The 20,418-nt window shown below is 71.3% G+C and carries 22 protein-coding genes; 8 read left to right on the top strand and 14 right to left on the bottom strand.

Features of this window, described 5'->3' with window-relative positions:
* Positions 1 to 14: 14 nt before the first annotated feature.
* Together QSK32_RS16355 and QSK32_RS16350 are read left to right on the top strand one after the other, a co-directional pair.
* Positions 15 to 362 (top strand): alpha/beta fold hydrolase, encoded by a 348-nt coding sequence (locus tag QSK32_RS16355; RefSeq protein ID WP_052721300.1) that lies wholly within the window; start codon positions 15 to 17, stop codon positions 360 to 362.
* A 187-nt stretch (positions 363 to 549) separates the two neighbouring features.
* Positions 550 to 1,116: a TIGR03086 family metal-binding protein gene (locus QSK32_RS16350; protein WP_045748390.1), complete on the top strand. Its 567-nt coding sequence runs from the start codon at positions 550 to 552 to the stop codon at positions 1,114 to 1,116.
* Here the strand turns inward: QSK32_RS16350 and QSK32_RS16345 are convergent.
* The 3 genes from QSK32_RS16345 to QSK32_RS16335 form a co-directional block, all read right to left on the bottom strand.
* Positions 1,100 to 1,909 (bottom strand): nitroreductase/quinone reductase family protein, encoded by an 810-nt coding sequence (locus tag QSK32_RS16345; protein WP_245674381.1) that lies wholly within the window; start codon positions 1,907 to 1,909, stop codon positions 1,100 to 1,102. The genes QSK32_RS16350 and QSK32_RS16345 overlap by 17 nt on opposite strands.
* Positions 1,910 to 2,044: 135 nt before the next feature.
* Positions 2,045 to 2,977, bottom strand: a complete 933-nt coding sequence (locus QSK32_RS16340) for an aminoglycoside phosphotransferase family protein (protein ID WP_285472571.1) — start codon at positions 2,975 to 2,977, stop codon at positions 2,045 to 2,047.
* Positions 2,925 to 3,899 (bottom strand): EamA family transporter, encoded by a 975-nt coding sequence (locus QSK32_RS16335; protein ID WP_285472400.1) that lies wholly within the window; start codon positions 3,897 to 3,899, stop codon positions 2,925 to 2,927. The genes QSK32_RS16340 and QSK32_RS16335 overlap by 53 nt, the downstream gene beginning before the upstream one ends.
* A gap of 70 nt (positions 3,900 to 3,969) precedes the next feature.
* Between QSK32_RS16335 and QSK32_RS16330 the strand changes: the two genes are divergently transcribed.
* A complete protein-coding gene (locus QSK32_RS16330) occupies positions 3,970 to 4,821 on the top strand; it encodes a LysR family transcriptional regulator (protein ID WP_285472399.1) in 852 nt (283 codons plus the stop codon).
* Here QSK32_RS16330 and QSK32_RS16325 read toward each other — a convergent pair.
* The gene (locus tag QSK32_RS16325; RefSeq protein ID WP_285472398.1) at positions 4,806 to 5,309 is read right to left on the bottom strand and encodes a universal stress protein; all 504 of its coding nucleotides are present in this window, start codon (positions 5,307 to 5,309) and stop codon (positions 4,806 to 4,808) included. The two genes, QSK32_RS16330 and QSK32_RS16325, sit on opposite strands and share 16 nt — an antisense overlap.
* Before the next feature lie 117 nt (positions 5,310 to 5,426).
* Between QSK32_RS16325 and QSK32_RS16320 the strand changes: the two genes are divergently transcribed.
* Positions 5,427 to 5,933, top strand: coding sequence for a GNAT family N-acetyltransferase (locus QSK32_RS16320; RefSeq protein ID WP_285472397.1), 507 nt, complete (start codon positions 5,427 to 5,429; stop codon positions 5,931 to 5,933).
* A gap of 105 nt (positions 5,934 to 6,038) precedes the next feature.
* On the top strand, positions 6,039 to 6,767 hold the full coding sequence (locus QSK32_RS16315; RefSeq protein ID WP_285472396.1) for a hypothetical protein: 729 nt from the start codon (positions 6,039 to 6,041) through the stop codon (positions 6,765 to 6,767).
* Here the strand turns inward: QSK32_RS16315 and QSK32_RS16310 are convergent.
* The 3 genes from QSK32_RS16310 to QSK32_RS16300 all read right to left on the bottom strand — a co-directional run bounded on the left by QSK32_RS16310 (position 6,668) and on the right by QSK32_RS16300 (position 10,381).
* The gene (locus QSK32_RS16310) at positions 6,668 to 7,291 is read right to left on the bottom strand and encodes a DinB family protein (RefSeq protein WP_285472395.1); all 624 of its coding nucleotides are present in this window, start codon (positions 7,289 to 7,291) and stop codon (positions 6,668 to 6,670) included. The two genes, QSK32_RS16315 and QSK32_RS16310, sit on opposite strands and share 100 nt — an antisense overlap.
* Before the next feature lie 1,284 nt (positions 7,292 to 8,575).
* Positions 8,576 to 9,673, bottom strand: a complete 1,098-nt coding sequence (locus QSK32_RS16305; protein WP_285472394.1) for a hypothetical protein — start codon at positions 9,671 to 9,673, stop codon at positions 8,576 to 8,578.
* A 75-nt stretch (positions 9,674 to 9,748) separates the two neighbouring features.
* The gene (locus QSK32_RS16300; RefSeq protein ID WP_285472393.1) at positions 9,749 to 10,381 is read right to left on the bottom strand and encodes a class I SAM-dependent methyltransferase; all 633 of its coding nucleotides are present in this window, start codon (positions 10,379 to 10,381) and stop codon (positions 9,749 to 9,751) included.
* A 74-nt stretch (positions 10,382 to 10,455) separates the two neighbouring features.
* Between QSK32_RS16300 and QSK32_RS16295 the strand changes: the two genes are divergently transcribed.
* From QSK32_RS16295 to QSK32_RS16285, 3 genes are all read left to right on the top strand, one after another.
* Positions 10,456 to 11,601 (top strand): coiled-coil domain-containing protein, encoded by a 1,146-nt coding sequence (locus tag QSK32_RS16295; RefSeq protein ID WP_285472392.1) that lies wholly within the window; start codon positions 10,456 to 10,458, stop codon positions 11,599 to 11,601.
* Between the two features lie 421 nt (positions 11,602 to 12,022).
* Positions 12,023 to 12,361, top strand: coding sequence for an RNA polymerase-binding protein RbpA (locus tag QSK32_RS16290; protein ID WP_045741810.1), 339 nt, complete (start codon positions 12,023 to 12,025; stop codon positions 12,359 to 12,361).
* Positions 12,362 to 12,619: 258 nt separating this feature from the next.
* Positions 12,620 to 13,126, top strand: coding sequence for a hypothetical protein (locus QSK32_RS16285; protein WP_285472391.1), 507 nt, complete (start codon positions 12,620 to 12,622; stop codon positions 13,124 to 13,126).
* Between the two features lie 65 nt (positions 13,127 to 13,191).
* On the opposite strand, the gene QSK32_RS16280 is transcribed toward QSK32_RS16285, so the two are convergent.
* The 7 genes from QSK32_RS16280 to kamD form a co-directional block, all read right to left on the bottom strand.
* Positions 13,192 to 13,704 (bottom strand): FxsA family protein, encoded by a 513-nt coding sequence (locus QSK32_RS16280; protein WP_285472390.1) that lies wholly within the window; start codon positions 13,702 to 13,704, stop codon positions 13,192 to 13,194.
* A gap of 60 nt (positions 13,705 to 13,764) precedes the next feature.
* Positions 13,765 to 14,541, bottom strand: a complete 777-nt coding sequence (locus QSK32_RS16275) for a polyprenol monophosphomannose synthase (RefSeq protein WP_045741807.1) — start codon at positions 14,539 to 14,541, stop codon at positions 13,765 to 13,767.
* On the bottom strand, positions 14,538 to 16,166 hold the full coding sequence (gene lnt, locus QSK32_RS16270) for an apolipoprotein N-acyltransferase (RefSeq protein ID WP_502872538.1): 1,629 nt from the start codon (positions 16,164 to 16,166) through the stop codon (positions 14,538 to 14,540). Before lnt ends, QSK32_RS16275 begins: the two co-directional genes overlap by 4 nt.
* Before the next feature lie 421 nt (positions 16,167 to 16,587).
* Positions 16,588 to 17,781 carry a glutamate mutase L gene (locus tag QSK32_RS16265; RefSeq protein WP_285472389.1) on the bottom strand — a complete coding sequence of 398 codons (1,194 nt, stop codon included), beginning with the start codon at positions 17,779 to 17,781 and terminating at the stop codon, positions 16,588 to 16,590.
* On the bottom strand, positions 17,778 to 18,143 hold the full coding sequence (gene kal / locus QSK32_RS16260) for a 3-aminobutyryl-CoA ammonia lyase (protein ID WP_045741805.1): 366 nt from the start codon (positions 18,141 to 18,143) through the stop codon (positions 17,778 to 17,780). The genes QSK32_RS16265 and kal overlap by 4 nt, the downstream gene beginning before the upstream one ends.
* The gene (gene kamE, locus QSK32_RS16255; RefSeq protein ID WP_045741804.1) at positions 18,140 to 18,871 is read right to left on the bottom strand and encodes a lysine 5,6-aminomutase subunit beta; all 732 of its coding nucleotides are present in this window, start codon (positions 18,869 to 18,871) and stop codon (positions 18,140 to 18,142) included. The genes kal and kamE overlap by 4 nt, the downstream gene beginning before the upstream one ends.
* Positions 18,868 to 20,412: a lysine 5,6-aminomutase subunit alpha gene (kamD, locus tag QSK32_RS16250; protein WP_045741803.1), complete on the bottom strand. Its 1,545-nt coding sequence runs from the start codon at positions 20,410 to 20,412 to the stop codon at positions 18,868 to 18,870. The genes kamE and kamD overlap by 4 nt, the downstream gene beginning before the upstream one ends.
* Positions 20,413 to 20,418 lie beyond the last annotated feature (6 nt).

The raw sequence follows: 20,418 nt of genomic DNA, 5'->3' as shown, positions 1-20,418 counted from the left end.
TCTCCGGATGGCAGGTGCAGGTGGACCTGCTGGGCCTCTCCCTCGGCGGCATGGTCGCCCAGGTGATCGCCCACCGCGAAGCGCACCTGGTCCGCAAGCTGATCCTCGCCGGCACGGGCCCGGCCGGCGGCACCGGCATCACCAAGGTGACCCGCCTGTCGAACCTGGCCCTGCTCCGCGGTGCTCTGGCCCGCCAGGACCCGAAGAAATACCTGTTCTTCACCCGGACCGCGAACTCCGTCCACCTGGCCGAACGGCTACCGAACAGCGAACTCGTCCTCTACCCCGACGCCGGGCACGGCGGCATCTTCCAGCACCATGCCGCCTTCACCGCCACCGCCTTGGCCTTCCTGGCCCGCTGACCACCCCATGGCATCGCCAGGCTGGCGATGACCGCCGAGCGGAGAGCCGGGTCCTCGCCCAGCACACGCGCGAGGCACTATCGGGACAGGAGGTAGTACCGAGACTCTCCGCGACGCGTACCAGAAGGCAGGCAACGCCGAGCAACGGTGACCCAACGCGAGACGGGACCGCCGCTACCCTGAGCGCATGCCTACCGAGATCAGTGGCCTGCTCGACATCGCGGCTCCCGCCGCCGCGGGCCTGGTCAACGCCGTCCGCGACGACCAGCTCGACGCGCCCACGCCGTGCGCCGAGTTCCGCGTCCGTGACCTGCTCAACCACCTGTTCCAGGTGACCGCGAACTTCCAGCTGCTCGCCACCGGCGCCCCGGCTGACTGGGCGAGCACCCCGGACGCGCTCACCGGTGACTGGCGGGCCGAGTTCACCGAACGGGCCTGGGACGTCACCGCCGCCTGGTCCGAACCGGCCGCCCTCGAAGGCGTGTCGGCCGGGATGGGCCTGCCGCAGCGTACCGTCGGGCTGATGCTCGTCACCGACCTGGTCGTGCACGGCTGGGACCTGGCGCAGGCGACCGGTCTGCCGTTCCGCGCCGACCCGGCGCTGCTCGCCGCGGTCGCCGAGTTCCTCGATCTGATGGGCGACGCGGGCCGCGCGATGGGCGCGTTCGGTGCGGCCGTCACCGCCCCGCCAGGCAGCGACGACCTCACCGTTCAACTCGCCCGCACCGGCCGTGACGTCACAGCCTGGGGATGAGCACCCGCTCCTCGTAGTCGAGGTGGTCCAGCACCTGGGTGGTCAGCCGGTCGACCTCGGCGCGCAGTGTCGCCGCATCCAGGCCGGGGTCGGCCAGCACCACCGCCAGTTCCTCGATCAGCGCGGCCATCCGCTCGTGCTGATCGCGCAGCAGGGCCATCGCGTCGGCCAGGTCCGGATGCTGCGACGCCACCCACGGGAACAGGCCTTCGTCCTCGCGGACGTGGTGCCCGCGCAGCCCCGCGCACAGGCTCAGGCAGTTGACCCGCAGCTGCGCGCCCAGGCCCGCACCCTGCTGGTCCACCTCGGCGCGGATGATCTCCAGTTCGCGCCGGAACGCGTCGTGCACCAGTTTCAGCATCTCGCCGGGCCCGTCCGCGCGGGTCCGCGGCGGTCCCGGGATCGGCACCAGCGCCACCACCGGCAGCGTACGGCCCGAATCCGCCTCGTACGCCGACCAGCCCGGATTGGCCTCGGCCGCCCGCCGGAACGCCTCGTCGCGCTGCGCCCCGGTCAACTCGACCGCGGTCGCCTCGTAGGTGAAGGTGCCGTCCTCGACGGTCACCACCGGGTGTGCCCGCAGATTGTGGAACCAGGCCGGGGCTTTCGGCGAACCACCCGCCGACCCGATCACCAGGACACGTTCGCCACCGTCGGGAAGGTAACCCAGCACCACCGTGTGCCGGCGGCCGCTGCGCGCGCCGGTGGTGGTCAGCAACAACAACCGCGCACCGGCGAACCAGCCACCGACACGGCCGTTGTTGGCCCGAAACTCATCAATGACAGCTTGCATGAAACTCCTCATCGTCGTCTTCGCTTCTCTTCCAACCCGGGGAGAAGGAGACGACGGAGGAGCGCGGATCACCCGTTGGCCGGGTGCCCCACTCGGTAATGGCCCACGGCCGACCCGGCAGTCACGAACGACACCCTACAACCTGTCCGCCCAATCGGCGACCACCGACAGCACCGGCGCCCGCCCCGCCAGACGCTCGGCCATGCCCCGCTTGTCGTAGCCGGCCCCGGTCACGGCCGCATCGACACGCGCCACCATGATCGGCGCCAGCCAGTAGTACTTCGCGACCCCGGTGACCCGGATCGCCCGCCGCACCACGTCCGCGTCCACCGCACCGTCCATACCCCGCACGTAGGACTCCGTCACCACGTCCACCGTCTCCTCCAGCAGACTGATATCGATCAGCCCGTCGAAGAACGCGTCGAGCGCCAGGTTCGCCGCATCCTCCCCCACCGCCCCCGGCCCCACGAACGCCCAGTCCAGCAGCACCGGTCCCCGATCCGCGCCGATCAGGTTCATCGGCCACACGTCGTGGTGACACATCGTCCGCGGCAGCGCCCGTGCCAGCGCCGCAACCCGCTCCCGGCCCTCCCACAACGCCCGCAGCCGCCGGCGCAGCGGCCCCGGCCAGGCCTGCACGACCACCGGATGATCCCAGTCCAGTTCCTCGGGCACCGGCTGCGCCGCCGGATAGTCGGCGAGGAAGTCCCGCGCCAGCCAGGCCACGTCCGGCGGCGGCCTGCCGACCCAACCGGCCTGGGCAACCCCCATCCGGTACGCGGCCCAGCCCAGTTCCGCCGGCCCCCACGAGGTGGCCGCGACGCCGTCGACATCCTCCAACCACAACGCCACCGACCCGTCCGCCCGCGGCGTCATCGACAGCAGCCGCGGCGCCGACACCCCACCCGCGGCGAACAGGGACTCCGGCAGGCCCGCCTCGTACGCCAGAGGCTCACGCCGCCAGTAGTTGAAATGCCCCGGGTCGTCGCTGGCCGCCAAGTGCGGCAACGCACCGTCACGCCGCGGCGTGACGATCTTCAGTACGGCAGGACCGTCGTCGCGCGACACCCGCCAGACGCCGCCGGTGATCTCGTTCGCCGTGCCGAACTCCAGAGGCCGCACCGTCCAGTGCGGCGCCACCAGATCCGCTATCGCCGTCATGCCGTTCATGCGGTGAACCTACCGCCACCGCGATCACGTTCACGGCCACCACCATCACCACCCCGGCCCACTCGTGCAGGTGCAGCACCTGTCCGAGAAGGACCAGCCCGGCCAGGGCCGCGAACACCGGGTGCACGCTCATCACGATCCCGAAGTAGCGGGTCGGCACGCGACGCAACGCGATGATGTCCGCCGAATACGCCACCACCGAACTCAGCAGCCCGGCGACCACCGCGTACCCGACACCGGTCCACGACATCGTCAGCAACACCGGCAGACTCAACAACGCCGCCACCGCCGACGCGGCCGCCGGCGCCTGCAAACCGGGCAGCCGCGCCCCGACCAGCCGGTTCAGCACGATGTACGCCGCCCAGCAACCGGCCGCGAGCAGCCCCGCCCCGACACCGAACCAATCACTGCTACCCGACGGCAGGACCAGCACGTACACCCCGGCGGCCGCCCCCAGCGCACACCACAGATCCCGGCGCGTCCGCGACCCCGCCAACGCGACCGCCAACGGACCCAGGAACTCCAACGTCACCGCCAGGCCCAACCCGATCCGGTCCACCGCCGTGTACAGGCCCAGGTTCATCGTCGCGAACACCACCCCGAGCAGCAGCGTCGGCCACCACTGCCCCCACCCGAACCGCAGCGGGTTCGGCCGCGCCACCGGCAACAGCACCAGCGCCGCCACCCACTGACGTACCGCCACCACACCGACCGGGCCCAGCGTCGCGAACGCATGGGCCCCGACCGCCGCACCCGTCTGATTACTGGCCGCGCTCCCCAGCATGATCGCCAGTCCGGCGGCCCGGTCCCGTCCACTCATGACACCCAGTCTTCGCCCCGCACCCGCCCGGCCGGAAATACGCACACCGCCACATCTATACGCTCACCGTATGGATCCGCAGCTGCGCCACCTGCGCACCCTCGTCACCGTCGTCGACACCGGCACCTTCACCGACGCCGCCGCAACCCTCGGCACCTCCCAAGCCGCCGTCTCCCGCGCCATCGCCACCCTGGAAACCGACCTCGGCGCCCGCCTGCTCAACCGCACCACCCGCCGGCTCAGCCCGACCCCCACCGGCACCCAGGTCCTCGCCATCGCCCGCCGCATCCTCGACGAAATCACCCACCTGCAGCGCATCGTCACCGACCAACGCGAATTCACCGTCGGGTACGCCTGGTCCGCCCTCGGCAAACACACCCGTCCCGTCCAACGCGCCTGGACCGCCCGCCACCCCGCCATCCCCCTCGTCTTCGCCCAAGTCAACACCCCCACCGCCGGACTCAGCGAAGGCACCACCGACGCCGCGGTACTACGCCGCGCCATCGACGACCCCCGCTTCACCACCACCCTCGTCGGCACCGAGAACCGGTACGCCGCCGTCGCCACCGACAACGCCCTCGCCCGCCGCCGCACCCTGACCGTCACCGACCTCAGCCGCCACGTCGTCGCCATCGACACACGAACCGGCACCACCACCACCGAACTCTGGAACCCCGGCCCACCCCCGGCGATCCGCCCCACCACCGGCGTCGACGAATGGCTCACCCTCATCGCCGCCGGCCAAGCCGTCGGCATCACCTCCGAAGCCACCGCCAACCAGAACCCGCGCCCCGGCGTCGCCTACCGCCGGCTACGCCACACCCCCACCATCGACGTCCACCTCGCCTGGTGGCGCGACAACCCGCCACCCCACCTCGACGACCTGATCACCATCACCCGCCGCGCCTACACCCCCGCCTGACCGCGCGGCGCCATCCGGGCCAGCTCACCGGCGACCTCCCGCACCAGCCGCCGCCCCGGCACCCGCGCCAACGCCGGCGGCGGCACCACAAGCACAGGACACGGTGCCCGCCGCACCAGCAACCGCGCCACCCCACCACCCCACCAGCGACTGCCCGCACCCACCACCAACAGATCACCCGGCCCGGACACGGCATCCATCAACGCCGTACCCGGCGCCCCGGCCGGCGTCGACACCACCACCTGCGGCGTCACCGGCACCCCACCCAGAGCACACCGGAACGCCGCCGCCACCCGCTGCCCCGCGTCCCGCTCCCACGCCCGATCCCACCCGACCTCACCCCACGGCCGCGACCGGGAACCCGCCGCCACCTGCCACGACCGGACCGCCCACAAGCCCACCCCACGCCGCTGCGCCTCGGCCACCGCGAACCGCAACGCCGCCAACCCCGCCGGCGAACCCGACACACCCACGATCACCCTGTCCATGGGTCCTACCGTGCCGCCTCACCCCCACCCGGCACAGCAGCGTTCACACAAAATCAACAGACGCGGCCCGATTCTTCACACTTCCCCACCCCCACAGCGGTCCGGCATCATGCGGCCATGCGCCTGCGACCGTTGACGTTCCCCGACTGGCCGGCGGTCCACACCTTCGCCCGGCTCGACGAGGTGTGCCGCTACCAGCCGTGGGGCCCCAACACCCCCGAACAGACCCGCACCTACGTCCGCGAGGCCGCCGCGGCCTGGCAGCAACGACCCCACACCCGTTACGCGTACGCCGTGACCGCCGACGACACGGTCATCGGCACCGCCGACCTGCACCTGCGCCCCGACCGTCAAGCCGAGATCGGCTACCTCATCAGCCCGCAGCACTGGGGCCGGGGCATCGTAACCGCCGCCGCCCGCCAACTGATCACCACAGCCTTCGAGGACCACGACATCCATCGCGTGTACGCCACGTGCGACCCCCGCAACATCGGGTCCGCCCGGGTCCTCACCAAACTCGGCATGCGTCACGAAGGCCGGATGCGCGAGAACATGCTGATCCGCGACGGATGGCGCGACTCCGACCTCTACGCCGTCCTCCACCACGAATGGACCACCCGATAACCCCGGCGCTGCCGTCCGGCCGCAGTGAACCGCCGCCGGCACGCAAAAACACTCTCAGCCCCACTCCCCCGCACTCAATCGCCTCGGTGAGCGACCATCGGATCCGTGGACATCGTGGAACAGTTCGTACTGGGCAAGCACGGAGATCCGCAAGCGTGCGAAGACGCGATCGTCGTGACCGCCGAGCACGCGGCGGTCATCGACGGCGCCACCGATGTGAGCGGCCGGCGCTACGGGAGCGCGACGGGCGGGTGGTGGGCCATGGCGGCCTGCCGCGACGCCGTACGCCGCCTTCCACCCGACGTCGACCCGCACACGGCGGTAGCAGCCATGACCGCAGAACTCGCGGCCCGCGTTGACACGGAGTTGATCGCAGCGGAGCGGCCGAGCGCAGCCGTAACCGTCTACTCGCGCACCCGTCGCGAGATCTGGCAGATCGGTGACATCGGATTCGCCTATCGAGGGCTCCCCACGCCCGTCGGCCGGCCACGCAAACTGGTCGACCAGGTAGCGACGTCCTTCCGCGCCGCCGTTCTCGCCGCAGAGGCCGCCGGAACGATCAGCATGGATCAAGTGCTGGAGGTGGATCCGGGACGCCTCGCGGCGCGAGCTCTGACAGGGCGCCTTGGCGCCCTACGCAACATCATCGGACCGTACGGATATGCCGCCATCGACGGCCGGCAGGCTGCACCGATCGCGTTGATCACACGCGACCCGGTCGGCCCTGCCACGCGTCAGTGGCTTCCGGCAGGCCCACGGTGTCGTCCTGCCTCCGTCCCCGACCCCTCGCCGCCGGCCGCTGCCAGCGCTGCCCGCTCGACCCTCGCCCAGTGAGCCACCCGGGCCGTCGTGTCGATCTCCCCCGCAAGCCCGGGCCGCAACCCGGTCCGGCCGTCGAGCTGCTCCCGCAGGATGTCGGCGTGACCGGCATGCCGGGTGGCCTCCTGCAGAACGTGAACCATGACACCGAACAGCGTGACCTCGGCCCCAGGCCACCACGGCACATCGCCCGGCGTGTCCAGGGGAAGCTCACCGATCGTCGCGTCCGAGTGCTTCGCGGCGCGACGGTAGAAGTCGATGACCTGCTCACGGGTCTCGTCCGCGGTCACCCACAGATCGCTGCCGTCCGCATCCTGCCAGCGCCCCAGCGGCTCCGGAGACGGGCGGCCGAAAACCAGACCGAAGTACCAGGACTCGCAGGTCGCCATGTGCTTCACCAGGCCGAGAAGGTTGGTGCCGGTCTCGGTCAGCGGCCGCCGGATGTCGTACTCGGACAGCGCCTCGACCTTCCAGACCAGCACCTCACGAACCGTCTTGAGCCGGCCGTGCAGGAACTCCTTGGCAACGTCATCGAACATGGCGGCAAGCATCCCACTCCCCGACAACACCTCCGTTCCCCCGGCGCACCCCTGATACCGAAATCGCGGACACGACAGCCCAGCCGGCACCGCACCCGCACGGCAGCGCGCCACGCCACGCCACGCCACGCCCTCCGGGGCCGTCCGACTGGCAGGGACGTGTAATCAAACTGTCTGGTATCTCCAGCGGTGGCCGTGACCGACACCGGCGTGAACTTGCCTGCCGCCCGCGCCTGCTCCAACGCGGTCGCGCCCGGCAGCGCGCCGGGTTTGCGCAGCAGTGCCTCCAGGTAGTGGTCGAGAGCGAGCCGGGATCGGGACTTGGCCATCAGCCGTTCGTGCCCGGCCACCGGCCGTCGTAGACGATCAGGTCGGAGGCGCACAGCTGGCCCGGGCCTGCCGGCGCCCGCTCACGCGGATGACAGCGACCCGACCCCGGACTTCCTCGGCACGCATGCCCACGACACCTCAGCCGACAACGCGTCCACTCTCCCGAAGTCGATCACCTGGCCCCGCGCTACTGCTGCCTCACCGACGTTAAAGCAGCAATAGCGCGGGGCCAGGTGATCGACTTCGCAGGGGCCCATCGCCGACACGCACGCGTCCGACCCCGGCTACTACAAGCGCCCGGCACCGGCTACAGCCACCCCGACGACCTGATGACCCGGACCAGAATGGCGCCGAAGGCCGAACGGCAAGATCAGCAACCGATCGCCACCACCACACCTGCCACCTGCCACCTGCTGGCCAGGCCAGCTAGACCCGGACTTCGCACATGACCCCGTCGGACCTGCGCTGATTACTTGAAGTGCTGGATCTTGCATGCGGTCTGACCAGCGGCTATGCGGCATGTGCGAAAGACAGGGCTAGACACGTGTTCCGCAGTCACGGTGCGAAACCCGTCCGCGTGGCGACTTCAGCCGCGCCGGACACCCGAGGTCACCACACCCGTGGCGAAGCGGGTGATTACGGCCGCGCCGGACACCCCAGCTCACCACCCCCTGGCGGGAACGTGGTGATTACGGCCGCGCCGGACACCCCAACTCACCACACCCCAACTCACCACACCCGTGACGGAGCCGACGGCCCTCGAGCCACAGCTGAAGATCGCAGGCGGCGCAGTTCCTCACACGTCGGGTGCCAGTGGCGATGCCGCCATCCGGGCGGTTGACTCCGGACGACGTCGAGTGCACATGGACGGACTTCGTCGCCGAAGGACCCCTACGGAGGGACGCACGCCACCGGCGGATCACCAGCGGCGGAACCGTCGAACCAAGTTCTTTTCTAGGGGTGGTCGTTGCTTCCTTTTTGTTTTGTGGGTGGAGCTGTCGCTGATGACGGAGCGAATTCCGCGTACGTCGTCCTAGGAAGATAGGATCTTGATCTCAGGCGCCGGAACGCGAACGTCACCACACCCACCGCCACCAGCGTCGTGACGATGTCGCCCGCCAGCATCATCGCTGGTGAGGCGGCCTGGTACGGCGGCGTCAGCCAGGCTCCGGCTGCGGCGACGAGAACACCGGCGCTCCAGGCGGCCAGGGCGTGTGCCGTCGAGGACACCCATCGCAGCATCAGCGCGACCACCACGGCCACGGTGAGCACCCGCAGCGCCAGACCGGTCCAGGACGCCGGGAAGAACCAGCCGGCCAGGTGCCCGGCCGCCACCACGCCGCCCACCCACAGCACCGGCACCCCCTCCCCCGGCGGAGACGTCACCGCGCCGCCCCGCCGGGGACGCGGGCGGGGGCGGGGCCCCGGGCGGGGGCGCGAGGACGGGTGACCGGCGAACGGACGCCACCGGCGGGGCTGCAGCAGGGCGACGGCGATCAGGGCGACGGCCACGACGACCACGAAACCGATCTGCCCGCGGCCGGCGACAGCACCGGAGTCCGAGAAGATCACCAGGCTGGCCGCGGTGTAGGCCAGCGCCGTGACCGTGATCCCGGCGGGGCCCAGCCACGGCGTGTGCCGCCGTTCGGGGTGGACGCACGCCTCTACCAGGGCGATCGGGGCGCAGATGCTCAGCCACACGTGCCCGCCCACGAAGGTGAACAGCTGCTCGGCGCTGAACCCCAGCGCCGGCACCGTCGTGGCGGTGGCCTGCCGGCCGGCGTCGGCGAACTCGGTGCCGGCCAGGGCTGCCGGGTCGAACAGGGACTGGTCCACCAGGCCGGCCTGGACCAGCCCGAACGCCGCGGCCAGCAGCGCCAGGCCGGGCCAGCCGGCACCGGCACGGCGGCCGGCTTCTCTGATCAGCAGGGCCGCCCCGCCGTAGAGCGGGGCGAGGAAGAGCAGCACCATCGGATAGCCGGCCGGGGTGAAGCCGCCCCAGGCGCATTCGGCGCACCAGGCGGCGAGCAGGAACAACCCCACGATTCGCATGCCGTGACTCTGCTGCCGCGGGGCTGCCCGCCACCAGCTACCAAGGTATGGCCGTCGGCTACTGAAGTAGGTGGTTCAGAACGTGCGGAAGTCTTCGAACAGCGGTTCGTCCAGTGTGTCCGGCAGGCGGATCGCCCGGCACCGCTCCCCCGTCGCGCCGGGTACCGGTTCCCAGCCGAGGTTCACCTCGAAGTAGCGCACGGCGGTGCCCACCGACGGCCACTGGATGTCGTCGAACACGATCAGGCCGCCCGGGCGGACGATCTTCCGCAGGTAGTAGCAGTCGGTGAAGACCTCGTGGAAGCGGTGGCTGCCGTCGACGAAGGCGGCGTCCGCGACGAGGCCGTCGGCCAGCAGCCGGGGCAGCACCACCGACGACCATGCGGTCTCCAGGGTGGTGATCTCGTCCAGTCCGGCCGCGCACAGGGTCTGCCAGCCGGCGTCGTCGTACGCACTGTGCTGGAACGGGTCGATCACGATGTGCCGCGGCGACGGTCCGCCGGCGGTGGCGAGGGCCTCCCCGATCGCCAGTGCGGAGCTGCCGTAGGCGAGGCCGATCTCGACGACGGTCGCCGCCTGTTCGGCGATAAGCAGGTCCCGCAGCCGGTCGCCGTCGGCGGCGGGCAGGCTGACCGTGGTGAACCGGTCCGAGTGCGGACCGTCCTGGGCGAGTTTGTCGCGCACCGAGCGGATCGTCGTCAGGTCCATGGTCCCCAGTCTGCGGGAACCGGCGGTGTGGTGGCGATGGCCGCCGGTGGGGGACCTCTAGGGTTGGGGGCGCTATGACTGCACCGGATTCCGAACTCGAGACCACCCGTCCCTGCGCGCATTGCGGGCGGCCCGTGCCGCAGCGCAACGCGGCCGGACGGCCGTTCCGTTACTGCCGGGACAACGACGGCGAGTGCCAGCGGGCCTCGCGCAACACGCGGATGCGGCACCGGTCGTCGCCGGGGCTGGCCGGGTCGGTGGCGCGCACGTGGGAGGCGGTGGACCGCCTCGACACCCTGGTCGGCACGCTGACCGAGGCGTTGCATTCGGAGATGTCGCCGGCCGGTGTGGAGCGTCAGGTCGCGGAGGTACGCGCGGAGACCTCCCGTCAGGTCGCGGCCGCGCACGCCGAACGTGACGACGCGCGCCGTGACGCCGAGCAGGCGGTGACGGCGATGGCGGCGGCGCAGCAGATCGCCGTGGCGGCGACCGCCGAACGTGACGAGGCGCGGCAGCGGGCCGTGGATGCGCAGCGCACCGCCGAGGAGGCCGGTAAGCGGGCGCGGGAGGCCGAGGAGGCCCGCACCGAGGCGGTCCGGGCGGCCACCGCGGCGGTGGCGTTGCGCGAACGCGCCGAGGCCGAACGCGACACCGCGGCCGAGGAGCTGGGTGGGGCGCGCCGGGATCTGCAGGAGGTCCGCGGTCAGCGCGACACCGCCGAGCGGGATCTGAAGACGGCGCTGCAGGATGCCCGGGAGTTGCGCACCACGGCGGAACGGGACCTGGCCGCCGCCGTCGACGGTGCGCAGCGGGCCCGTGGTGAGGCGGAGCAGCTGCGTGCCCGCACGGGTGAGCTGGCCGCCCGCCTGGAGGAGTCGGAGCGTGACCGTGACACCGCCGCGTCCCAGGCCGGTGCGGCCCGGCAGGAGGCGGCCGCGGCACAGGACGAGCTGGCGGGCGTGGTGGCCGAACGCGACGGCTTACGGCGTACCCATCAGGATCTGGAGAAGTCGGCGGAGCGTGCCGCGCGGGAACGTGATGATCTGGAACGCAGGCTCGCGTCGGCGCGGGCCGAGGCGCAGGCCGCACAGGATCGGGTCGCGCAGCTGACCTCGCAGGTCAGTGATCTGGCGTCGGCGCTGGCATCGCTGGGGACGGTGCGGCCCGCGGCGGCACCACCCGGGCCGCGCAACCCCACGGAGCAGCCGGCGACCGGCTGATCGATAACGGTCAGCGGGATTCGCTATCATAGGGCGACATATCTCACTCGCAGGGTTGCCCGGCTCGGGTACGGGTGACCGGGAAGAGGCGGTTCGCTGCTACCGGACGGCTACCGTGCGCGCACCGGGCAGTGACCGGCGAGTGAGGTAATGAGGGGTGAACCGCACGGAGTGACCGACATCGCACCACCCGCACATGAGTCAAACAGTCGTAAAGTGGACCAAGGTCCGCTCGGATGGCCGTTCGGTTTGCCGGGTAAGGGCTGTGGCCGGTTACGCTCATAGCGTTAACACCGCTGACACAGGCGGTGGGGACAGACCACCGCGGCCACTCACGATCCCTCCCGGCAGAGAGGAATCCAGCGGCCGCCCCTTTCGTTACACCAACGAGAGCAGCACCACGAGCGAGGGGAAAGCCATCATGGGCGAACGCATGCTGCGCGGCAGCCGTCTTGGCGCAGTCAGCTACGAGTCCGACCGTAACACCGAGCTGGCGCCCCGTCAGACCCGAGAGTTCCTGTGCGCGAAGGGTCACCAGTTCGAGGTGCCGTTCGCCGTCGACGCCGAGGTGCCCACCACCTGGGAGTGCAAGTTCGACGGCAGCGTCGCCCGGCTGGTCGACGGCAGCGAGCCCGAACAGAAGAAGGCCAAGCCGCCGCGCACCCACTGGGACATGCTCCTCGAGCGGCGTTCCATCGCCGAGCTGGAGGACATCCTCAACGAGCGGCTCCAGGAAGTCCGCACCCGCCGGGGCCGTTAGTCCCGGCACGTCACGCGGCGAAGCCGCCCCGGTGATCCGGGGCGGCTTTTTCGTGCCCGCCACCACAGCCACCGAAGCACCGGTGCCCGCCAGCGGAGCGCCCTGAGGTGCCCGCCACCAGAAGTGCCCTGAGGTGCCCACCACCGGACCCCCGGTGGGGTGCCCGCCGCCGGAGCGCCCCATTACCGGGGCGGACCCGTCCGTGACAGGCCTACGATGGCCGACGTCATCAGCTATGACGTTCACGGGGGCTCGATCATGAATGTCGCTCGTCGTCTCGTCGTCACGGCCGCGTGCTGCGCCGCGGCCGTCGCCCTGCAGCCCACCACTACCGCCACCGCCGCCCCGCCGGGCACCGTCAGCCGCACGCCGGCCGCGGCCACCGCCCCGGAGGGTAAGCCGCATCCGTCGCTGTCCGGGCGGCGCCTGCAACTGCCCGGCGACGGCGCGGTGTACCTGGTCGACCCGGAGGGGTACCGGCGCTGGATCCCGGACCCGGAAACGTACGACAACCTGTTCCGCGGCCGCGACGACATCCTGATGGATCTGCATCTGGATCTGATCGCCCACCGGGCGGCGCTGACCAGCGGCGCCTACCTGGCGCGGGTCCCGGACACGGTGACGTTCTACCTGGTCAGCAACAACACGAAACGGCGCATCGCCTCGCCGGAGACGATGGACAAGTACCAGTTCAACGGTGACAAGGCCCGCCCCGGCACGCCGGAGCTGCTCGCCGGCCTGCCCGACGGCCCGCTCTGGCAGTAGCGGCATACGTGAACGGGCCGCAGCGGCTGCGCTGCGGCCCGTCGTCGAACCCGGTCAGTGTCCGCTCAGCGGACGATCTCGCCTTCGATGGCACCCGAGGGTCCCCGGCGCGGCACGGTCTCGTTCACCGGCTCGTCGACGATCTCGTCGTCGACCACGACGACGACCTTGCGGGGGCCGAAGATGGTGCCGGCCGCCGCCCCGCCGAGGCGGCGCTCGGCGAACCGTTCCACGCCGCGGCGTGCCAGGCCCCGGCCGGGCGGGAGCAGGAACAGCAGGCCCGCCACGCTGGTGAGGAAGCCGGGGACGGCCAGCAGCAGCGACCCGAGCAGCCCGATCAGCGAGTGCGTCACCTCGGCGCCGGGTGCCCGGCCGGCCCGGGCCGCGGCCTGGAAGGCCCGCCAGCCCTTGATGCCCTCACGGCGCAGCAGGGCCAGCCCGCCGAGAGTCGACGCGGCCAGGATCAGCACCGCCCAGAAGCCACCGATGGCATCGGCCACCGACAGGAACACGACGATCTCGATCAGGGCCAGCACCGGGAACGCCAGTGGTAGATATGCCAGCCTGCTGCGCCGCATCAGAAATCCCTCCAAGGGGTGTCGCCGTCCTACCGACCAGCATGACACCCCTTCCTGAAATCAGGCTGAGTCCGGTTTACGGCCGAACCTGCCCAGCAGGCTCTCCTTGCGCGACTGCACACCCCACAGGGTGACCCTGAGCAGCTGCTCCTTGAAGATGTTGCCGCTCATCTTGCTGACGCCGATTTCGCGTTCGGTGAACGTGATCGGCACCTCGACGAGACGGAACCCCTGCCGGTGGGCGCGCCAGGCCATCTCCACCTGGAACGAGTAGCCGGTGGAGGCGATGGTGTCGACGTCGATCGCGTCGATCACCTTGATCCGGTAGACGCGGTAGCCGCCGGTCGCGTCCTTGAACGGCATCCCGAGGGCCATCCGGATGTAGATGTTGCCGCCGCGTGACAGCAGCAGCCGGTGCAGCGGCCAGTTGTGCACGCTGCCCCCCGGGATGTACCGGGTGCCGAGGACCGCGTCGGCGTCGACGAGGGCGTCGAGCAGCTTCGGGAGTTCCTCCGGGGCGTGCGAGCCGTCCGCGTCCATCTCGACGACCGCGTCGTAGCCCTTGTCCCGGGCCCACGCGAAGCCGGCCTTGTAGGCGGCGCCGAGGCCTTCCTTGCCGGCCCGGTGCAGCACGTAGATGTGGTCGTCAGCGGCGGCGAGCTCGTCCGCGATGGCCCCGGTGCCGTCCGGGGAGTTGTCGTCGGCGATCAGGATGTCCACGTCCGGGACGGCCGCACGCGTCCGGGCTGTGATCAACCGGACGTTGTCCGCCTCGTTGTACGTGGGGATGATCACGAGGGCACGCCCCACGCCGGGGTAGCCTTCCGCCTCGCTCACCGTTCCTCCGAAACCTTCTCGCCGCCGTTGCCGATGTCCGTGCGCCGGCGGCGCAGAGGCAGCACGCCGACGAGGGCGGCAACCGCCAGGACGACGATCGCCACCTCGGGCCGATTGCCCGAACGAGTCGCCAGCGTACGCGGTCCACCCAATGCCATGTCACGGACCACCACCGCGGCGGTGTTGAAACCGGTCGCCCCGTGAACGGTCCCGGACGCGTCCACGAAACCGGACACCCCGACGGTGGACACCATCAGCGCCTCCCGCCCGTGTTCCACCGCGCGCAGCCGCACCATCGCCAGTTGCTGGCGGGCCTCGGCCTCGTTGAACGTGGCGTTGTTCGTCTGCACCGCGAGGATCTGCGCCCCGCCGGTCACCGTGTCCCGCACGATCTCGTCGTAGGCCACCTCGAAGCAGATGACGTCGCCGAGGACCGCCGCCCCGGTGTCGACGACACCCGGCTTGTCACCGGGCAGCATGGTGGCGACCAGGTCCACCTTGTCGCTGACCAGCCGGGCGATCGACCGCAGCGGCATGTACTCGGCGAACGGCACCGGGTGCCGTTTCGCGTACTGCTGGGCGTGGTCGGGGCCGGTGCCCGGGTTCCACAGGATGCCGACGTTGTAGTTCTCCCCCGCCACGTCGGTGCGCTGCAGGGTCCCGACCAGGATCGGCGCCTTGACCGCGTCGGCGGCCCGCTGGATCTGCGCGGCCGCGTCGGCGTTGCGCAGCGGGTCGATGTCGCTGGAGTTCTCCGGCCACACCACCAGGCCGGGCTGTTTCTGCCGGCCGTCGGCGACCTCCGCGGCCAGCTGCAGGGTGCCGTTGACGTGGTTGTCGAGGACCGCGCGGCGCTGGGCGTTGAAGTCCAGGCCCAGCCGCGGCACGTTGCCCTGCACGATCGCCACCGTCGTCGTCGCGGGCGCGGTGCCGGCGCCCGGCAGCGGCACCGCGGCCGGCCCGGCCGTCAGCAGCCCGGCGGCCACCGCGAACCCGCCCACCACCGGCAGGTTCGGGCGGCGCCACCGGCGCCACGCACACGCCACCAGAGCCCCACCGGCGGCCGCCACGGCGAACGTCACCAGCGGCGCCCCGCCGTACGCCGCCAGGCGCAGCACCGGCGCGTCACCCTGGCTGAACGCCAGCCGCCCCCACGGGAACCCACCGAACGGGGCCCGGTCCCGCAGCGCCTCCTGCAGCACCCAGAGCAGCCCGGTCACCACCGGCCACGACGCCCGCCACCGGTCCACCAGCGGCGACACCCACGCGCTCGCCACCCCCAGCAGGCCCAGGTAGAGGGCCTGGAACACGCCGAGCATCACGAACGGCAGCCAGCCCGCGGCGATCCGCGTCCACTCCAGCAGCGGGAAGAACAGCACCAGCCCGGCCAGCAGGCCCAGCCCGAACCCGGCCCGCATCCGCCGCCGGTGCGCCGCCGCCGCCAGCAACGCCACCCCGGCGGGCGACAGCCACCACAGGTCGTACGGCGGCAACGCCAGCAGCAGCGCGGCGCCCGCGGCCACCGCCAGCACCACGGCGACCGGCAACCGCAACGGGCGCGGCGCGGGTTCACGGGCGGCGGGATCCGGCTCCGGGCCGGCTAGAGCGGGCGGCGGCATCGTCATTTCCACGCCAGGCAGGCTACCCGCCACGACACGGTCATGGCGGAGGGGCGCGGCCACGGTTCGGCCACGCCCCTCGGGTGCTCCCGTCCTGCTCGCAGCCGGTGGGCCCCGACAGCCTCCGGTGGCCTTCGGACCGGCCTGCCGTGTGCCGGCTGCACACGTGCGGGCCGTTGTCTAACAGCCACCATCGGCCCCCGGAAGGGCCACTCGGGCGCGGTCGGGTCCGCGCCGCCCCGCGCACTCCCGCCCCCTGGACCTGGCTCGAACGCGCGATCCCAAGCGAGGACTGCTGGCCAGTGGGTGGGAGAAACGGAGCGAATCGCAACCGCTCGCCGCGAATCAGATGACGACGGTACGTCGCGGACCCGTCATCCTGTCAACCGTCGATCTCCGCTCCGGGCGTGTCGCACCCCTCGGCGTGTCACCCGATCCGGGCCAGCAGACCGGCCGCAACCTGCGGATGCCCGCCGGCCAGCAGACCCGCCGCGGCCAGCACGTACGTGGAATCGACGACGAGTTTGGCACGTTCCGGCGGCGCCCACCCGCCGGCCACGTCGGCCAGCACCGCGCCCAGCACGTGCGTCCCCCCGCCGTGGCGCAGGACACCCCCGGACCCCACCACGAGGCCCACCTCCCGCAGATCCCGGCCCCGCGCGTGCCGGCGCATCGCGACCACCGCGGCCGCCGCCGCGAGACCACGATCACCGTCCGGGGCCGCCAGCCGTTCGGCCGCGGCCGCCGCCCGGGTGCCGTCCGCCCCCACCGCCACCCCCAGGTCCCCTTCGACGGTCCGGGACCGCCACAGCGTCCCCGCCACGTCCCGGCGCGGCCCGGTCTGCGCCTCCGCGTCCGGGACCAGCGCCGAGTACACGTCGGTCGTCGCCCCGCCGACGTCGACGACCAGCACCCCACCGCCGGTCACGTCCGCCAGCACCTCCACCCCGGCCAGCACCGCGTCCGGGGTCGCCGCCCGCACCAGCGACGCGAACCGCCGGCCCCGCGACAGCCGTTTGCCGCCGATGACGTGCCGCAGGAACACGTCGCGGATCGCCGCGCGCGCCGGCATCGGGTCGAGCACCCCGATCCGCGGCAGCACGTTGCCGGCCGCCACCGCCCGCTCCCCCAGCAGCGCCAGCACCTCGCCGGACGCGTCGGCGTTGCCCGCCACCACGACCGGCAGCCGGATCCGGGCGTTCGCCAGCCGCCGCGCGTTGTGCACCAGGACCTCGGCGTCACCGCCGTCGGTGCCGCCGACCAGCAGGATCACGTCCGGCCGGGCGGCACGGACCGCGGCCACGCCCGGCCCGGTCAGCGGCCCGGCGGACACGTGCACCACCTGCGCCCCGGCCGACAGCCCGACCCGGTACCCGGCCTCCGCGGTGACGAGACGTTCGTAGCCGACGACCGCGAGCCGCAGCCCGCCACCGGCCGAGGAGCAGACGTGCACACTGTCGCCGCCCCCGACCGCGTCCACAGCGGCGTCCAGACCCTCCAGGACGTCCGTGGCGGCCGTGGTGGGCACTTCGGTCCGGCGGATCAGTTCCGCACCGTCTAAGTCGATCTTGGCGGCTTTCGTGTACGTGGACCCGACGTCGACACAGACCGCGGTCGTCACGGCTTCGCGGGCACGACGACCGTCCCCACCGCCGTCGTCGCCACGATCGGCTCCGCCAGCACCTGCGCCCCCGACCCCGCGGTCCCCCGGCACACCACCAGCACCCGGAACTCGATCCTCCGCGACCGGGTGCCCATCGACACGACCGTCGCCGTCACCTCGAGGACGTCCCCGGCCCGCACCGGCGCCTTGAACTGCACATCGTCGTACGAGGCGAACAGCCCCTCGTCCCCGTCCAGGCGGATGCACACCTCCGTGGCCACATCCCCGAACAACCCCAGCGAATACGCCCCGTCCACCAGGTTCCCCGCATAATGCGCATGCGAATACGGCACATACCGCCGGTGCGTCACCGTGATCACGACTTGTCCCCCGTCAGCGCATGCACCAGATACGACGCCACCTCACGCGGCGTCGTCCCCCGCCCGAAGATCCGGTCCACCCCCAGCTCACCGGCCATCAACTCGTCGAACCGCGGACCACCCACGATCAGCAGCGGACGCCGCCCCGCCGGCAACGCCTCCCGGAACGCCGCCGCCATCGCCCGCGTGTTCTGCAGATGCGCATCCCGCTGCGTCACCACCTGCGACACCAGCACCGCATCCGCCCGGCACGCCCGCGCCGTCTCCACCAGATCCGGCACCGACACCTGCGCCCCCATGTTCGTCACCGACAACTCCGCGTAATACTCCAGGCCCTTCTCCCCCGCGATGCCCTTCAGGTTCAGGATCGCGTCGATCCCCACCGTGTGCGCATCCGTACCGATACACGCCCCGACCACGTTCAGCCGCCGCCGCAACCGCCGCTTGATCGCCGCATTGACCTCCTTCGCGCTCAGCAACGGGAAATCACGCTCGACCACCTGCACCTGCTCGGTGTCGACCAGATGCGCGACCTTCCCGTACACCACGAAGAACGTGAAACCCTCACCCATCGGTTTCGCATGCACCAGCATCGCCGGATCCATGCCCATCTTGTTCGCCAGCTGCACCGCCGCACCCTCGGCCCGCTTGTCGTGCGCAATCGGCAACGTGAAGGAGACCTGCACCATCCCGTCCCCGGTGGTGTCTCCGTACGGACGAATGATCACAGCTCATCCACCACCGGGTTGAAGTAGTCGTCCTCGTGCGCCGCCACACCGTCCAGGCCCTTGCCCCGGTCCGCCGGCCGTTTCATCAGACCGAACGTGCCGTCCGCGATCGCCGCCATCAACGTGTCGTCCACGATCCGCTCCAGCAGATCGATCGCCTCGTGCAGCACCTGATCCGCCCGGCCCCGGATGAACGCCCCCGGCGTGAAATCCTCGTGCAGGTTCCCCGCACCGTTCAACACGTACCTCACGTTCTGCAACGCCACGTCCCGGTCCGACAGCCACGGCGTCACCACCGCCTCCGTCATCATCCCCACCAGCAGGATCCCCTGCCCGGTCAGCGCACCCGCCAGGTTGAAGAACCCGTCCAGCAGATTCCCCCGGAACACATCCCCGGTCATGTGCTTGGTCGGCGGCATCCACTTCAACGGCGCATCCGGGAACAACTCCCGCGCCAGCAGCGCATGCGCCAGCTCCAGCCGGAACGACTCCGGTACATCCGGATTGATCTCGAACGCGTGCCCCAACCCCAGCTGCCAGTCCGCCAGCCCCGCCTCATGCGCGAAGAACTCGTTGAGCAACTGCGACACCGTCACCGTGTGCGCCGCGTCCACCGCATCCGCCGTGGTCAGATAATTGTCCTCACCGGTGTTGATGATGATCCCCGCCCGGGCGTGCACCTGCCGCGAGAACCGCTGATCCACGAACGTCCGCACCGGATTGATGTCACGGAACAGAATCCCGTACATCGAATCGTTGAGCATCATGTCCAGACGCTCCATGCCCGCCAGCACCGCCATCTCCGGCATGCACAACCCCGACGCGTAATTCGTCAACCGCACATACCGGCCCAGCTCCTTCGACGTCACATCCAGCGCCGCCCGCATCAACCGGAAGTTCTCCTGCGTCGCATACGTCCCGGCGAAACCCTCCCGGGTCGCCCCCTCCGGCACATAGTCCAGCAACGACTGCCCCGTCGACCGGATCACCGCGATCACATCCGCGCCCGCCCGCGCCGCCGCCTGCGCCTGCGGAATGTCCTCGTAGATGTCCCCCGTCGCCACGATCAGGTAGATCCACGGCCGCTGCTTCGGATCCCCGTACCGTCTGATCAGCCGATCCCGTTCGGCCCGGCGCCGGTCCACGATCTTCAGACCCGCCCCGACCAGACGCCTCGCCCGGCGCCGGGCCGCATCCCTCTCACCCTTCCTCCCGGGTACGCCGAAACGCACCGCACCCGCGGCCGCCTTCTGCGCGAGCACCGTCAGATCGTCCACGCCCGTCGACGCCGCCGCATGCAGCACCGGAACCGCCACCCCGTGCCCCAGACCGACATCCGCCCGGACCGCGTCCACCAGACGGTTCACCCACGGAATCCCCTCCGGGTCGGCACCGTGCACCCCCGCCAGCCGCAACACCGCACGCTCCACCGACACCGTGGTGTGCGACCGCGCCACGTCCACCACAGGCTGCCCGGCCCGGGCGGCCAGAGCACGCGCCCGGGCCACCACCCGCGGATCCAGATCCAGCTTCCCGGCCACCGGCGA

The organism is Actinoplanes sp. NBRC 101535 (genome assembly GCF_030269225.1).
In the GTDB taxonomy this organism is placed as follows: Bacteria; Actinomycetota; Actinomycetes; order Mycobacteriales; family Micromonosporaceae; genus Actinoplanes; species Actinoplanes rectilineatus.
This window is presented reverse-complemented; position numbering and strand designations above follow the sequence as displayed.

Coding starts and splice junctions, on each gene's coding strand:
- QSK32_RS16350 (WP_045748390.1), top strand. CDS start 550: ATGCCTACCGAGATCAGTGGCCTGCTCGACATCGCGGCTCCCGCCGCC.
- QSK32_RS16345 (WP_245674381.1), bottom strand. CDS start 1,909: ATGCAAGCTGTCATTGATGAGTTTCGGGCCAACAACGGCCGTGTCGGT.
- QSK32_RS16335 (WP_285472400.1), bottom strand. CDS start 3,899: ATGAGTGGACGGGACCGGGCCGCCGGACTGGCGATCATGCTGGGGAGC.
- QSK32_RS16330 (WP_285472399.1), top strand. CDS start 3,970: ATGGATCCGCAGCTGCGCCACCTGCGCACCCTCGTCACCGTCGTCGAC.
- QSK32_RS16325 (WP_285472398.1), bottom strand. CDS start 5,309: ATGGACAGGGTGATCGTGGGTGTGTCGGGTTCGCCGGCGGGGTTGGCG.
- QSK32_RS16320 (WP_285472397.1), top strand. CDS start 5,427: ATGCGCCTGCGACCGTTGACGTTCCCCGACTGGCCGGCGGTCCACACC.
- QSK32_RS16310 (WP_285472395.1), bottom strand. CDS start 7,291: ATGTTCGATGACGTTGCCAAGGAGTTCCTGCACGGCCGGCTCAAGACG.
- QSK32_RS16305 (WP_285472394.1), bottom strand. CDS start 9,673: ATGCGAATCGTGGGGTTGTTCCTGCTCGCCGCCTGGTGCGCCGAATGC.
- QSK32_RS16300 (WP_285472393.1), bottom strand. CDS start 10,381: ATGGACCTGACGACGATCCGCTCGGTGCGCGACAAACTCGCCCAGGAC.
- QSK32_RS16295 (WP_285472392.1), top strand. CDS start 10,456: ATGACTGCACCGGATTCCGAACTCGAGACCACCCGTCCCTGCGCGCAT.
- QSK32_RS16290 (WP_045741810.1), top strand. CDS start 12,023: ATGGGCGAACGCATGCTGCGCGGCAGCCGTCTTGGCGCAGTCAGCTAC.
- QSK32_RS16285 (WP_285472391.1), top strand. CDS start 12,620: ATGAATGTCGCTCGTCGTCTCGTCGTCACGGCCGCGTGCTGCGCCGCG.
- QSK32_RS16280 (WP_285472390.1), bottom strand. CDS start 13,704: ATGCGGCGCAGCAGGCTGGCATATCTACCACTGGCGTTCCCGGTGCTG.
- lnt (WP_502872538.1), bottom strand. CDS start 16,166: ATGACGATGCCGCCGCCCGCTCTAGCCGGCCCGGAGCCGGATCCCGCC.